Source organism: Streptomyces sp. NPDC006691 (assembly GCF_042869955.1).
GTDB lineage: Bacteria > Actinomycetota > Actinomycetes > Streptomycetales > Streptomycetaceae > Streptomyces.
In genome coordinates, this window is sequence record NZ_JBIAGW010000014.1 from 104,344 (window position 1) to 117,419 (window position 13,076).

Genomic DNA, 13,076 nt, shown 5'->3' on the forward strand with positions numbered 1-13,076 from the left:
CCGAGTTTCGGCCGGGCCGGGCTGGTCCGCTGGTCCTAGGACCGCTCGGACGCGTGGGGGTCGTACCGCCCGTCAACCGATCGGTTGATGCGGGGTCGAGCGCGATGGGCGATGTGGCGGACCCCCGCCGGCCGGGATTCTCATGGCATGGCAATCATCGAAGTCAACGCAGTGCGCAAGGCATACGGCCGCAGGCCCGCTGTCGACGACGTCAGCTTTGCCGTCGAGGAGGGGGAGATCTTCGGGATCCTCGGCCCCAACGGCGCGGGCAAGACCACCACCGTCGAGTGCATCGAGGGGCTGCGCGTCCCGGACGCCGGGACGATCCGGGTGGCCGGGTACGACCCGGTCGCCGACCACGACCGGGTGACCCGCATCCTCGGCGCCCAGCTCCAGGAGAGCGAGCTCCAGCCCAAGCTCACCGTGCGCGAGTCCCTGGAGCTGTACGCCTCCTTCTACTCCGACCCGGCCGACTGGCGACCCCTCGCCGAACGCCTCGGGCTCGCCGAGAAGCTCGGCACCCGCTTCGCCAAGCTGTCCGGCGGCCAGAAGCAGCGCCTGTTCATCGCGCTCGCCCTCATCGGCAACCCGCGCGTGGTGGTGCTCGACGAACTGACCACGGGGCTCGACCCGCGGGCCCGCCGCGACACCTGGGAACTGATCGAGGACGTGCGCCGCGGCGGGGTCACGGTCCTCCTGGTCACCCACTTCATGGAGGAGGCGCAGCGGCTCTGCGACCGGATCGCCGTGATCGACAAGGGGCGGATCGCCGCCCTGGACACCCCCTCGGGTCTCATCCGGCGCGCGGCCGGCTCCACCGTCATCTCCTTCACGCCCTCGGCCCCGCTCGACGACTTCGCGCTCGCCGGGCTGCCGCAGGCCGCCGCCGTCGAGGAGAAGCAGGGCCGGGTGACCATCCACGGCACCGACGAGACCGTCAACGCGGTGATCACCCTGCTCGCCCGGCACCACATCACCGCCCACCAACTCCGCGTCTCCGAGGCCACCCTCGACGACGCGTTCCTGGACCTGACGGAGGCCTCGGCATGACCACCACCCTCACCCCGCCGCGCCCCGCCCGTGCCGCCCGCCCCTCGCGCCGGGCCGCCGCCGCGGTACTGAAGACCGAGGCCACGCTCTTCCGGCGCGAGCCCGCCGGACTGTTCTGGATCATGGTCGTCCCGACCGTCCTGCTGGTCGTGCTCGGCTCGATCCCGGGCTTCCGCGACCCGGACAAGGCCCTCGGCGGCATCCGCTTCGTGGACGCGTACGTCCCCGTCGCCGTGCTCTTCTCCATGATCATGGCCGGGCTCCAGGCGATGCCGCCGGTCATCACCGGGTACCGCGAGCGGGGCATCCTGCGCCGGATGTCGGTCACCCCCGTGCGCCCCTCCGCCCTGCTCGGCGCCCAGATGGGGCTGCACGGGGTGGCCGCGGTGATCTCCGCGCTCCTGTCGATCACGGTGGGCCGGCTCGCCTTCCAGGTGGCGCTGCCGCACCAGCTGTTCGGCTACGCCTTCGCGCTGCTGCTCGCCGTTCTGAGCGCGCTCGCCCTCGGCGCCCTGGTCTCCGCGCTCTCGCGCACCTCCAAGATCGCCAACGCCATCGGCTCCGCGGTGTTCTTCCCGATGATGTTCAGCGCCGGTGTGTGGCTGCCCGTCCAGGCCATGCCCGACACGCTCGGCCGCATCGTGGAGCTGCTGCCCTTCGGCGCCGCGGCCCAGGCACTCACCGAGGCAGCGGCCGGCAGCTGGCCGGGCTGGGACCACATCGGCGTCCTCGCCCTGTGGACCGTGCTGCTCTCGGCCGCAGCGACCCGCTGGTTCCGGTGGGAATGACGGCGATCGCCCGCTGGGGCGGTACCGGCGGGCCCTGCGACGTGGATGACACTGGTGCCATGAGCGACGGGGCGAACGAGGTGAAGCGGGACCTGGTGGAGGAACGCTGGGAGGTGTTCCACCGCTGGGGCCCCTTCGGCCTGCTGTTCATCGGCTGCCTCGCCGCGGCCGCCACCGCCGACCTGCTGATGAGCCCGGACGCCCGCCGGGCCGCGCTCTGCCTGGTCGGCGGCGCCCTCATGCTCCAGGTCTGCTGGGACCGGTGGCGCCGCGCCCGGCCGGGACCGAGCGCCGCGGGGGCCGTCTACTACTTCGTGCGCTGGGGTCTCGCCTTCGCGCTCACCTGGCTCAACCCGTTCTTCGCCTTCTTCGCCGTCTGCGGCTACTTCGGTGCCCAGGCGGTGCTGCCCCGGCGCCTGGTACGGATCGGTCTGGTCGCCACCGCCGTCACCATGGCCGGTTCGCAGTCCGGCGGGCTGCCGCCGAAGGGGACCATGGGCTGGGTGGTGTTCGGCGCGGTGCTCGTCATCAACTGCGTCCTGCTCACGGTGTTCAGCCATCTCGCCGCCCAGGAGGACGAGCGCTCCCGGGTGCAGGTGGAGACGATCGCCGCCCTGGAGACCACCAACGCCCGGCTCCAGCAGGCCCTCGACGAGAACGCCGCCCTGCACGCCCAACTCCTGCTCCAGGCACGGGAAGCCGGTGTCGCCGACGAGCGGCGCCGGCTCGCCGCCGAGATCCACGACACCATCGCCCAGGGCCTGGCCGGGATCATCGCCCAGCTCCAGGTGGTCACGAGCAGCGACGACCCCGCCCTCGTACGCGAACACCTCGCCAGCGCCCAGGCGCTGGCCCGGCACAGCCTCGGCGAGGCCCGCCGCTCGGTGCAGAACCTCAGCCCGCTCGACCTCGAACACGACCTGCTGCACGAGGCGTTGAAGAAGACCGTCGCCGAATGGGGCACCCGGCACGGGGTGCGCGCCGACTTCACCGTGACCGGCACCGCCGTCCAGCTCCACGACGAGATCGAGGCCACCCTGCTGCGCATCGCCCAGGAGGCCCTCGCCAACGCGAGCCGCCACGCCGGGGCCTCGCGCATCGGCGTGACCCTCTCCTTCATGGGCGACGAGGTCTCCCTGGACGTCCGCGACGACGGCCGCGGCTTCGACCCGCTGGACCTGCCGGCCCGCTCGGGCACCGGCGGCTTCGGCCTGGACGGGATGCGGGCCCGCGCCGAACGCATCGCGGGCAGCCTCACCGTCGAGTCGGAGCCCGGCCATGGCACCGCGGTCTCGGCCCGCGTACCGTTGGTGCCTCATGACCACTGACGCCACCATCACCCTCCTGATCTGCGACGACCACCCCGTAGTGCGGGACGGTCTGCGCGGCATGTTCGCCTCCGCCGACGGCTTCGAGGTCCTCGGCGAGGCCTCCAACGGCGTCGAGGGCGTCGATCTCGCCGAGCGGCTCGACCCGGACGTCGTCCTGATGGACCTGCGCATGCCCGGGGGTGGGGGAGTGGCCGCGATCGCCGAGCTCACCCGGCGCGGACTGCGCTCCAAGGTCCTCGTCCTCACCACCTACGACACCGACTCCGACACCCTGCCCGCGATCGAGGCGGGCGCCACCGGCTACCTCCTCAAGGACGCCCCGCGGGAGGAGCTGTTCACCGCGGTCCGCGCCGCCGCGGCGGGCCGCACGGTCCTCTCCCCGGCCGTCGCCTCACGTCTGGTCACGGCGGTCCGCACGCCCGCGGCACCCGCGGGCGAACCGCTCTCCGGCCGCGAGCGCGAAGTCCTCGAACTGGTCGCCAAGGGCACCTCGAACCGGGAGATCGCCCGCGCCCTGTTCATCAGCGAGGCCACGGTGAAGACCCATCTCACCCACATCTACGGCAAGTTGGGCGTCAAGGACCGGGCGGCCGCGGTGGCGGTGGCGTACGACCGCAAGATCCTCGGCTAGCCGCCGGCGTCTCCCTACCCCGCCACCTTCAGGACCAGCACCGAGCGGGCCGGGAGCGTCACCATCTCGCCGCCCCGGTAGGCCACTCCCGGCGGCTCGGCCTGGTCCTCGCGCGAGGTGTCCACGACCAGTTCGTAGGAGGCGGCCCACGGCGGGCCCGGCAGGACGCAGTCCGCCGGACGGTCCGCCGAGTGCAGCAGGATCAGGAAGCTGTCGTCGGTCACGGGTGCGCCCCGGGCGTCGCGCCCCGGGATGTCGCGCCCCGACAGATACAGGCCGAGCGTGGCGGCGGGCGCGTACCAGTCCCGCTCGGTCATCTCCTCGCCGCGCGCGGTGAACCAGGCCAGGTCCCGCAGCCCGTCCGCCCCCTGGGCCCGTCCCGAGAAGAAGGCGCGTCGCCGCAGCACGGGGTGACGGTGCCTCAACTCCAGGAGCCGCGTGGCCAGTTCGAGCAGGCCACGCGCGCCCGGCTGTTCCAGGAGCGACCAGTCGAGCCAGCTGACCTCGCCGTCCTGGCAGTAGGCGTTGTTGTTGCCGCCCTGGGTGCGCCCCATCTCGTCGCCCGCGACCAGCATCGGCACGCCCGTCGAAACCAGGAGGGTGGTGAGCAGGTTCCGCAGCTGGCGCCGCCGCAACGCGTTGACCCGCGGATCGTCGGTCTCGCCCTCCACCCCGCAATTCCAGGCCCGGTTGTCGTTGGTGCCGTCCCGGTTGCCCTCGCCGTTGGCCTCGTTGTGCTTGCGCTCGTACGACACCAGGTCCCGCAGCGTGAAGCCGTCGTGCGCGGTGATGAAGTTGATGGACGCGTACGGCCGCCGGCCGCCCCAGGCGTACAGGTCGCTGGAGCCCGACAGCCGGTAGCCGAGGTCGCGCATGTCGGGCAGCGCGCCGCGCCAGAAGTCCCGTACCGCGTCCCGGTAGCGGTCGTTCCACTCGGTCCACAGCGGTGGGAAGGCCCCCACCTGGTAGCCGCCGTTGCCCACGTCCCAGGGCTCGGCGATCAGCTTCACCCGGCGCAGCACCGGGTCCTGCGCGATCACCGCGAGGAAGGGCGACAGCATGTCGACGTCGTGCATCGAGCGGGCCAGCGCCGCCGCCAGGTCGAACCGGAAGCCGTCCACCCCCATCTCGGTGACCCAGTAGCGCAGCGAATCGGTGATCAGACGCAGTACATGGGGCTGGACCACGTGCAGGGTGTTGCCGCAGCCGGTGTAGTCGGCATAGCGCCGGGCGTCCGCCTGGAGGCGGTAGTAGCCGCGGTTGTCGATGCCGCGCAGGGACAGCGTGGGGCCCATCTCGCTCGCCTCGGCGGTGTGGTTGTAGACCACGTCGAGGATCACCTCGATGCCCGCCTCGTGCAGCGCCCGCACCATCCGCTTGAACTCGCCGACCTGCTGGCCCGCGGTGCCGCTCGCCGAGTATCCGGCGTGCGGCGCGAAGTAGCCGATCGAGTTGTAGCCCCAGTAGTTCTTCAGGCCCCGCCGCAGCAGATGGTCCTCGTGCGCGAACTGGTGCACCGGAAGCAGCTCGACCGCGGTGACGCCGAGCCGCACCAGATGGTCGATCGCGGCCGGGTGCGCGAGCCCGGCGTAGGTGCCGCGCAGCGGTTCGGGGACGTCCGGGTGCAGCCGGGTGAAGCCGCGTACGTGCAGCTCGTAGATGACGGAGTCGGACCAGGGCGTCTTGGGACGGCGGTCGTCGGCCCAGTCGTCGTCGTCCTGCACCACCACGCCCTTGGGTACGTGCGGCGCCGAGTCGCGGTCGTCGCGCACGGTGTCGGCGACCTGCTGCTGCGGCCAGTCCCGCACGTGCCCGTACACCTCGGGCGGCAGCACGAAGTCACCGTCCACGGCCCGCGCGTACGGGTCCAGGAGCAGCTTCGCCGGGTTCCAACGGGCCCCCGTCCACGGGTCCCAGCGCCCGTGCACCCGGAAGCCGTACCGCTGCCCGGGGCGCACCCCGGGGACGAAGCCGTGCCAGATCTCATGGGTCAGTTCGGTGAGGACCAGCCGCGTCTCGGTGCCCGCCGGGTCGAACAGGCACAGCTCGACCGATTCGGCGCCTCCCGCCCACAGCGCGAAGTTGGTGCCCGCGACCCCGTCCGGGCCGACCCGGAAGCGGGCGCCGAGCGGGGTGGGGGCGCCCGGCCAGACAGGGGGGCGCAGGGCCCCCGGTTCACCCCGATGGCCGTTCACCGCGGGGTGCCCCTCCGTACCGGGCGTGCCGCTCGCGGCACTCCGCACTGCCTTCTGTTCGGCTGCGCTCGACACCTGACGGCCTCCCGCGGCTCGGCGCGGGGGCGGCAGCGGCGTCCCGGCCGCGGCTTCCCTGCGCGTCTCTGCACCTGTTCTTCCCGCAACAGCCCTCGTACTCACGTTTCCCCCGGCGGGGGGCGGTCGTTGGGCCGGTCGTGAGAGACGTACTGAAGCGGGCAGGGGCGGGCACGGCCGCCGCCCTGGCATGGGCAGGACTGACGGCGGTCCTGGTGACCGCGCTGACCGGGTGCTCGGGCGGCGCCCTGGACATCGGCGACATCGGCGGCAAGCCGTTGACGCCGCAGGAGGCCATCCTGGTGACCCCGGACGACGGGGCCAAGGGAGTCAAGGCGGACCAGAAGGTGGAGGTGCGGGTGCCGGGCGGGCGCCTGGAGCGGGTCAAGGTCATGAAGACGGAGGACGCGCAGCCCGAGGAGGTGCCGGGCAAGATCTCCGCGGACGGGCTGACCTGGACGCCGACCGGGGGCGCGCTGCAACTGGCCGCCCTCTACACGGTGGACACCGTGGCGCTCGACGGCCACGGCCGCCGCCAGGCCCGGCACACCAGCTTCGCCACCCTCGTGCCCGAGCACCGCTTCATCGGGTACTTCAAGCCGGAGAACCGCTCCACGGTGGGCGTCGGCATGATCGTGTCGTTCAACTTCAACCAGGCGATCAAGGACAAGGCGGCCGTAGAGCGCGCCATCAGGATCACCTCGCAGCCTCCGGTGGACGTGCGGGGCCACTGGTTCGGCAAGGACCGGCTCGACTTCCGGCCGGAGAAGTACTGGGCGCCCGGCACCAAGGTCACCGTCGACATGCGGCTGCGCGACGTGCTCGCGGCGCCCGACGTCTACGGCATCCAGGACAAGACGATCGGCTTCACCGTGGGGCGCGACCAGGAGTCCCTGGTGGACGCCGAGGCGCACACCATGGAGGTGCGGCGCGGCGGCGAGCTGGTGTCGACGCTGCCGATCTCCGCGGGGTCGCCGAAGAACACCACGTACAACGGCAAGATGGTCGTGACCGAGATGTACGACGTGACGCGGATGAACAGCCAGACCGTCGGGTTCGGCGGGGAGTACGACATCCCGGACGTGCCGCACGCCATCCGGCTCACCAACACCGGCACCTTCCTGCACGGCAACTACTGGGCCCCCTCCAGCACCTTCGGCAACTCCAACACCAGCCACGGCTGTGTCGGTCTGCGGGACGTGAAGGGCGGCAGTTCGGACACCCCGGCGGGCTGGTTCTTCGACCGCACCCTCATCGGCGACGTGGTCGAGGTCGTCAACTCCCATGACCGCGAGGTCGCTCCGGACAACGGGCTCAGTGGCTGGAACCTGGACTGGGCGAAGTGGAAGGCGGGCTCCGCCATTTCCTGAGGACCGGCTGAGGTCTCCCGAGCCCCATGAGGACCTCATGGGGCCCGCCCCCTCGAACGCACGGCCCCATGACCGTTCCCGGTTAACCAACCGGGAACGGTTCCTGTGTTTCACCTGAGAGTTCCAGGAAAACTTGGGACTGAACGGTGACATTGGAGGGGAGATCACGGCGTGTTCGGTGTGATTATCTAACGCCGTGCGCGCGCGAGGACGCGCGCGGGGGTGAGTGAGTGCGGGCGGTGGCGGGGCCACGCCGTGCGAGGGGAGAACAGTCTTGAACGGGCAGCCTATTTCGGGGGCTCCGGCCGCGGCCGGACGGCGCGGTCGTCGGGGCAGCGCACTGCTGGCCCTCATATGCGGGGCGCTGCTGCTGCTCGTCACCGCGTGCGGCGGGGGCGACGGCGGATCGAAGTCGAAGGCCGGCAGCGCGGGCGCCACCGAGGACACCAAGGCGTCCGAGGCCGTGGTCACCATCGTCCCGGCGGACAACGCCAAGGACGTGGCCACCAACGGCGCGCTGAAGATATCCGCCGACAAGGGCAGGCTGACCGCCGTCACGGTCGCCGACAGCAAGGGCAACGCGGTCGCCGGGAAGATATCCGCCGACGGCCTCGGCTGGGCCCCGGACCAGCACCTCGCCTCCGCCACGCAGTACAAGGTCCACGCGGTCGCCAAGGACGCCAAGGGCCGCGAGTCCGCCAAGGACACCACCTTCACCACGCTCGTCCCGACCAACACCTTCATCGGCCAGTACGTGCCCGAGGACGGGTCCACCGTCGGTGTCGGAATGCCGGTCTCCATCAACTTCAGCCGGGGCATCACCAACCCGGACGCGGTCAAGAAGGCGATCACCGTGACGGCCGAGCCGTCCGTCCCGGTCGAGGGCCACTGGTTCGGCAACGACCGCCTCGACTTCCGCCCCGAGAACTACTGGGCGCCCGGCACCAAGGTCACCGTCAAGCTGAACCTGGACGGCGTCGAGGGCCGGCCCGGCGTCTACGGCAAGCAGACCCGCACCGTCCACTTCACCATCGGCCGCTCCCAGGTCTCCACCGTCGACGCGAGCGCCCACACCATGAAGGTGGAGCGCGACGGCAAGCTCCTGAAGACCATCCCGATCAGCGCGGGCTCCCCGCAGAACACCACGTACAACGGGCAGATGGTCATCAGCGAGAAGTACGAGGTGACGCGCATGAACGGCGCCACCGTCGGCTTCGGCGGCGAGTACGACATCAAGGACGTGCCGCACGCGATGCGCCTGTCGAGCTCGGGCACCTTCATCCACGGCAACTACTGGGGCGACCCCTCGGTGTTCGGCTCGGCAAACACCAGCCACGGCTGCGTCGGTCTGCGCGACGCCCGCGGGGCCGGCGACCCGTCCACGCCGGCCGCCTGGTTCTACAACAGCTCCCTGATCGGCGACGTGGTCGTCGTGAAGAACTCCAAGGACAAGGTCATCCAGCCCGACAACGGTCTCAACGGCTGGAACCTCTCCTGGTCGGAGTGGACCAAGTAACCCCGGCCGGCCCTTGAGGGACCCGGTGCTGTGAGCGACAGCACCGGGTCCCTTGTCGTTAGTGGCCGTTAACCTGCCTTCATGACTGTGAACCTGGAAGTCTCCGAGGGCGTCGGCACCCTCCGTCTGAACCGCCCCCCGATGAACGCGCTGGACGTCGCGACACAGGACCGGCTGCGCGAGCTGGCCGAGGAGGCGGCCCGGCGCGACGACGTGCGGGCGGTGGTCCTGTACGGCGGCGAGAAGCTGTTCGCGGCGGGCGCGGACATCAAGGAAATGCAGGCGATGGACCACGCGGCGATGGTCGTGCGCGGCCGGGCGTTGCAGGAGTCCTTCACCGCCGTCGCCAGGATCCCCAAGCCCGTCGTGGCGGCCGTCACCGGCTACGCACTCGGCGGCGGCTGCGAGTTGGCGCTCTGCGCCGACTTCCGGATCGCCGGCGACAACGCGAAGCTCGGCCAGCCCGAGATCCTGCTGGGCCTGATCCCCGGCGCGGGCGGCACCCAGCGCCTGGCCCGCCTGGTGGGCCCGTCCAAGGCGAAGGACCTCATCTTCACCGGCCGCCAGGTGAAGGCGGACGAGGCGCTCGCCATGGGCCTGGTCGACCAGGTCGTCCCGGCCGCCGAGGTGTACGAGCGGGCCCACGCCTGGGCCGCTCGGCTCGCGCAGGGCCCCGCGATCGCGCTGCGCGCCGCCAAGGAGTCCATCGACACCGGTCTGGAGGCGGACATCGACACCGGCCTCGCCGTCGAACGGAACTGGTTCGCCGGCCTGTTCGCCACCGAGGACCGCGAGCGCGGCATGCGCAGCTTCGTGGAGGAGGGGCCGGGCAAGGCCAAGTTCCTCTGATCGCAAGGGAGTTGAGGGCGCCCCGTCAACGAGGGCTGTACATGTGATGACGATGTGTACACCCTGTGGGGGGATTAGCGCAGCCTTAAGGGCACCTTAAGGAAAACCTCTGCGGAACGCTTGGTGATCAAGCGAACGCGGCAGGTCATCGCAGGTCGGAGGGGGCGTGAAAGGTCCTCGACTGCCTCCGTCATATGCCAAAAGGCGCCTCCGGAACGTCAGCTTCCGGAGGCGCTATTCCTTCGGAACCGCCCCGGAGGCCGCTCCGGGCGGCCATGATGGAGGCATGGCGGGGCTGGAGGGTGTGGAACAACCGGCGCAGCGCGTGAGTGCGACCGCGGCGCGCTGGATGCCGTCCGCCGACGACGAACTGGCGCTGAAGGCGCTGGAGTTGTTCGGTAATCCGACGGAGGAGGAAGTGCGGCTGCCGTCACGTCCGGAGTCCGCGGCGACGGCTCGGCGGATCACCCAGTCCGTGGTGCTGCGCCAGTGGGCGCTCTCGCCGGCCCTCGCCGAACACGCGGTGCTGCTCGTCTCCGAGCTGGTCGGCAACGCGGTCCGGCACACCGGGGCCCGGGTCTTCGGGCTGCGGATGCTGCGGCGCCGGGGCTGGATCCGGATCGAGGTCCGGGACCCCTCGCGCGGACTGCCGTGTCTGATGCCGGTGCACGAGATGGACGTGAGCGGGCGCGGCCTCTTCCTCGTCGACAAGCTCTCCGACCGCTGGGGCGTGGATCTGCTGCCGCGCGGCAAGACCACCTGGTTCGAGATGCGGGTCGCCGACCGCTGAGGCGCCGACGCGCCGGAGGTCCGGGAAGCACGCAATCCCTCCGGTCCCCGGAATCACAGAAGCCCCCTGGGCTGCCGGGTGCGGCGCCTGCGGGGGCTTCTGTGGAGCGCCGTGGATCTATGGGGGGTGTGATCCACGGCGACTGAAGACGACCTGGCCCGGGTCAATGGGGGTCGTGGCTCCGACTATGACAGATGGGCGGCCCATCCTCAAAAGTCCCCACTCGGACATAGCGGGATGAAACGTGACAGTTTAGCTGTGAATCGTAGGTGAGCTAGAGCACTCACCTTTCAAACTGTGAATAAGTATCGAGGGTGCTGAGTGAATCAGCGAGCCTGGCGACCGTAGGGCACCCCCGCCGGGCGCGACCCGCAAAGGTCCTGAAGTGGGTCAATCGTTACCAAGCACGCCTCGGCGCACTTAAATGTCCATGTGCTGAATCCATCACCCCGTGCGGTAGACCGCCGCAGCGCCCTGCGGGCCGGGGCGGGCGCGGCCATCGTGGGGGCATTCACGACGGGCTGCTCGGACGACGAGGGCGGCGCGCGGCCGGCCGCGTCTTCGACACCGCCGCCCTCCGCCTCCGCCGCGGCCGCCGCCCGCCCCGGCAAGCCCCGCCCCGCACCGGCCCCCCGCGCCTTTCCCGGGCAGCCGGTCCAGATCGAGAGCGGACCCCGGGCCCGCCCGCAGGTCGCCCTCACCTTCCACGGCCAGGGCGATCCGAAGATCGCCACCACCCTGCTCAGCGAGGCCGAGAAGGCCGGTGCCCGCGTCACCGTCCTCGCCGTCGGCAGCTGGCTCGACGAGCAGCCCGCGATGGCCCGCCGCATCCTGGACGGCGGCCACGAACTGGGCAACCACACCCAGCACCACATCGACATCTCCACCATGGACGAGTCGGAGGCGTACGCCGAGATCACCGGCTGTGCGGACCGCCTGCGCCGGCTCACCGGCTCCATCGGGACGTGGTTCCGGCCCTCCCGTGCCCAGTACGCGACGCCGCTCGTTCAGAAACTGGCCCGGCAGGCGGGTTACCCGCACGTCCTGTCGTACGACGTCGACTCGCTCGACTTCACCTCGCCCGGCGCCTCGGCCGTCACCCGCAACGTCACCGGGCAGATCCGCAACGGATCGGTGGTGAGCCTGCACTTCGGCTATGCGGACACGGTCGCCGCGCTGCCCGTTCTACTCGCCGAACTGGAACGCCGCCGACTGCGCGCGGTCACGACCACGGAGCTGCTGATCTGATGCCGACCGTAACGAAGACGACCACCGCGCTGCTCGCGGCCGCCCTGCTCGCGGCGCTCGCCGGCTGCGGTTCGGGCGCCGACCACAAGGACGAGGCGCTCAGTACCAAGGCGGCGCCCCCGCCGGCCGTCGTCAAGAAGCCCGTGCCCCAGGGCCTGCCCGGGATGCCGCCCGTCCTCGACCCCAAGGACGCCTACGCGGCGGACCGGCCGAACGCGCTCCAGCCCGCCGTGAAGAACTTCCTGCCGCGCGTGTACGTGCCCAACACCAACTCGAACACGGTGTCCGTGATCGACCCGGCCACGTACAAGGTCATCGAGACCATCCCGGTCGGCCACCAGCCGCAGCACGTCGTCCCGTCGTGGGACATGAAGACGCTCTGGGTCAACAACGACCTGGGCGACTCGCTCACCGCCATCGACCCGGCGACCGGCAAGACCGGCCGTACCGTGCAGGTCTCCGACCCGTACAACCTCTACTTCACGCCCAACGGCAAGTACGCCGTCGTCATGGCCTCGATGGACCGCGAGCTGGTCTTCCGCGACCCCGTCACCATGAACCGGGTCAAGACCGTCCCGGTGACCTGCGCGGGCGTCAACCACGCGGACTTCTCCATGGACGGCCGGTACTTCATCGTCTCCTGCGAGTTCTCCGGCGAGCTGCTCAAGGTCGACACCGAGAAGATGCAGATCGTCGGACAGCAGAAGCTGCCGTTCGACGGGGCGATGCCGCAGGACGTGAAGATGTCCCCGGACGGCAAGACGTTCTACGTGGCCGACATGATGGCGCACGGCATGTGGGTCCTGAACGGGGACAAGTTCGACAAGCCGGTCCTGCTGCCCACCGGCAAGGGCTGCCACGGGCTCTACATCAGCCGCGACTCCAAGGAGATGTACATCTCCAACCGCGGCGAGGGCACCATCTCCATCTTCGACTTCACCAAGGACAAGCTCACCAAGAAGTGGGAGCTGCCGGACGGCGGCAGCCCCGACATGGGCGGTGTCTCCGCCGACGGCAAGGTGCTCTGGCTGTCCGGGCGCTACAACGCCGAGGTGTACGCCATCGACACCACCACCGGCAAGGAGCTGGCCCGCATCCCCGTCGGCTCGGGCCCGCACGGCCTCGCCGTCTACCCCCAGCCCGGCCGGTACTCGCTCGGCCACACCGGCATCTTCCGCTGAACCGGCCCGCGTGCGTACGGCCCGCGTGCGTACGGCCCGCGTGCGTACGGCC

General features: G+C 70.8%; 11 protein-coding genes. 10 read left to right on the top strand and 1 reads right to left on the bottom strand.

The annotated features are described in order from the left end of the window. The first annotated feature begins 147 nt into the window (after nt 1–147). From ACFYNP_RS27255 to ACFYNP_RS27270, 4 genes are read left to right on the top strand one after another with little or no spacing between them, the layout of a single operon-like run. Complete coding sequence (locus ACFYNP_RS27255) at nt 148–1,050, top strand: ATP-binding cassette domain-containing protein (RefSeq protein WP_388411930.1); 903 nt, start codon at nt 148–150, stop codon at nt 1,048–1,050. Then, nucleotides 1,047–1,838, top strand: coding sequence for an ABC transporter permease (locus ACFYNP_RS27260; RefSeq protein WP_388788988.1), 792 nt, complete (start codon nt 1,047–1,049; stop codon nt 1,836–1,838). The genes ACFYNP_RS27255 and ACFYNP_RS27260 overlap by 4 nt, the downstream gene beginning before the upstream one ends. A gap of 59 nt (nt 1,839–1,897) precedes the next feature. Beyond that, nucleotides 1,898–3,166: a sensor histidine kinase gene (locus tag ACFYNP_RS27265; protein WP_388788990.1), complete on the top strand. Its 1,269-nt coding sequence runs from the start codon at nt 1,898–1,900 to the stop codon at nt 3,164–3,166. Beyond that, nucleotides 3,156–3,800, top strand: coding sequence for a response regulator (locus tag ACFYNP_RS27270; protein WP_388788993.1), 645 nt, complete (start codon nt 3,156–3,158; stop codon nt 3,798–3,800). The genes ACFYNP_RS27265 and ACFYNP_RS27270 overlap by 11 nt, the downstream gene beginning before the upstream one ends. A gap of 14 nt (nt 3,801–3,814) precedes the next feature. Here ACFYNP_RS27270 and glgX read toward each other — a convergent pair whose 3' ends face one another. Continuing rightward, nucleotides 3,815–6,070: a glycogen debranching protein GlgX gene (gene glgX, locus ACFYNP_RS27275; protein ID WP_388411938.1), complete on the bottom strand. Its 2,256-nt coding sequence runs from the start codon at nt 6,068–6,070 to the stop codon at nt 3,815–3,817. Between the two features lie 140 nt (nt 6,071–6,210). Between glgX and ACFYNP_RS27280 the strand changes: the two genes are divergently transcribed. From ACFYNP_RS27280 to ACFYNP_RS27305, 6 genes are all read left to right on the top strand, one after another. Beyond that, nucleotides 6,211–7,440: an Ig-like domain-containing protein gene (locus ACFYNP_RS27280; RefSeq protein ID WP_388411940.1), complete on the top strand. Its 1,230-nt coding sequence runs from the start codon at nt 6,211–6,213 to the stop codon at nt 7,438–7,440. Between the two features lie 274 nt (nt 7,441–7,714). Next, nucleotides 7,715–8,956 carry an Ig-like domain-containing protein gene (locus ACFYNP_RS27285; RefSeq protein ID WP_388411942.1) on the top strand — a complete coding sequence of 414 codons (1,242 nt, stop codon included), beginning with the start codon at nt 7,715–7,717 and terminating at the stop codon, nt 8,954–8,956. Between the two features lie 81 nt (nt 8,957–9,037). Further along, a complete protein-coding gene (locus tag ACFYNP_RS27290) occupies nt 9,038–9,805 on the top strand; it encodes an enoyl-CoA hydratase/isomerase family protein (protein WP_100577536.1) in 768 nt (255 codons plus the stop codon). 286 nt (nt 9,806–10,091) lie between these two features. Further along, nucleotides 10,092–10,595, top strand: a complete 504-nt coding sequence (locus tag ACFYNP_RS27295) for an ATP-binding protein (protein ID WP_388411945.1) — start codon at nt 10,092–10,094, stop codon at nt 10,593–10,595. A gap of 435 nt (nt 10,596–11,030) precedes the next feature. Next, nucleotides 11,031–11,843, top strand: a complete 813-nt coding sequence (locus ACFYNP_RS27300) for a polysaccharide deacetylase family protein (RefSeq protein WP_388412379.1) — start codon at nt 11,031–11,033, stop codon at nt 11,841–11,843. Beyond that, a complete protein-coding gene (locus tag ACFYNP_RS27305) occupies nt 11,843–13,024 on the top strand; it encodes a YncE family protein (RefSeq protein ID WP_388411947.1) in 1,182 nt (393 codons plus the stop codon). Before ACFYNP_RS27300 ends, ACFYNP_RS27305 begins: the two co-directional genes overlap by 1 nt. Nucleotides 13,025–13,076: the final 52 nt, after the last annotated feature.

Excerpts from the sequence above, each read along its gene's own strand:
- ACFYNP_RS27255 (WP_388411930.1), top strand. The coding sequence starts at position 148 with ATGGCAATCATCGAAGTCAACGCAGTGCGCAAGGCATACGGCCGCAGG.
- ACFYNP_RS27260 (WP_388788988.1), top strand. The coding sequence starts at position 1,047 with ATGACCACCACCCTCACCCCGCCGCGCCCCGCCCGTGCCGCCCGCCCC.
- ACFYNP_RS27265 (WP_388788990.1), top strand. The coding sequence starts at position 1,898 with ATGAGCGACGGGGCGAACGAGGTGAAGCGGGACCTGGTGGAGGAACGC.
- ACFYNP_RS27270 (WP_388788993.1), top strand. The coding sequence starts at position 3,156 with ATGACCACTGACGCCACCATCACCCTCCTGATCTGCGACGACCACCCC.
- ACFYNP_RS27290 (WP_100577536.1), top strand. The coding sequence starts at position 9,038 with ATGACTGTGAACCTGGAAGTCTCCGAGGGCGTCGGCACCCTCCGTCTG.
- ACFYNP_RS27295 (WP_388411945.1), top strand. The coding sequence starts at position 10,092 with ATGGCGGGGCTGGAGGGTGTGGAACAACCGGCGCAGCGCGTGAGTGCG.
- ACFYNP_RS27305 (WP_388411947.1), top strand. The coding sequence starts at position 11,843 with ATGCCGACCGTAACGAAGACGACCACCGCGCTGCTCGCGGCCGCCCTG.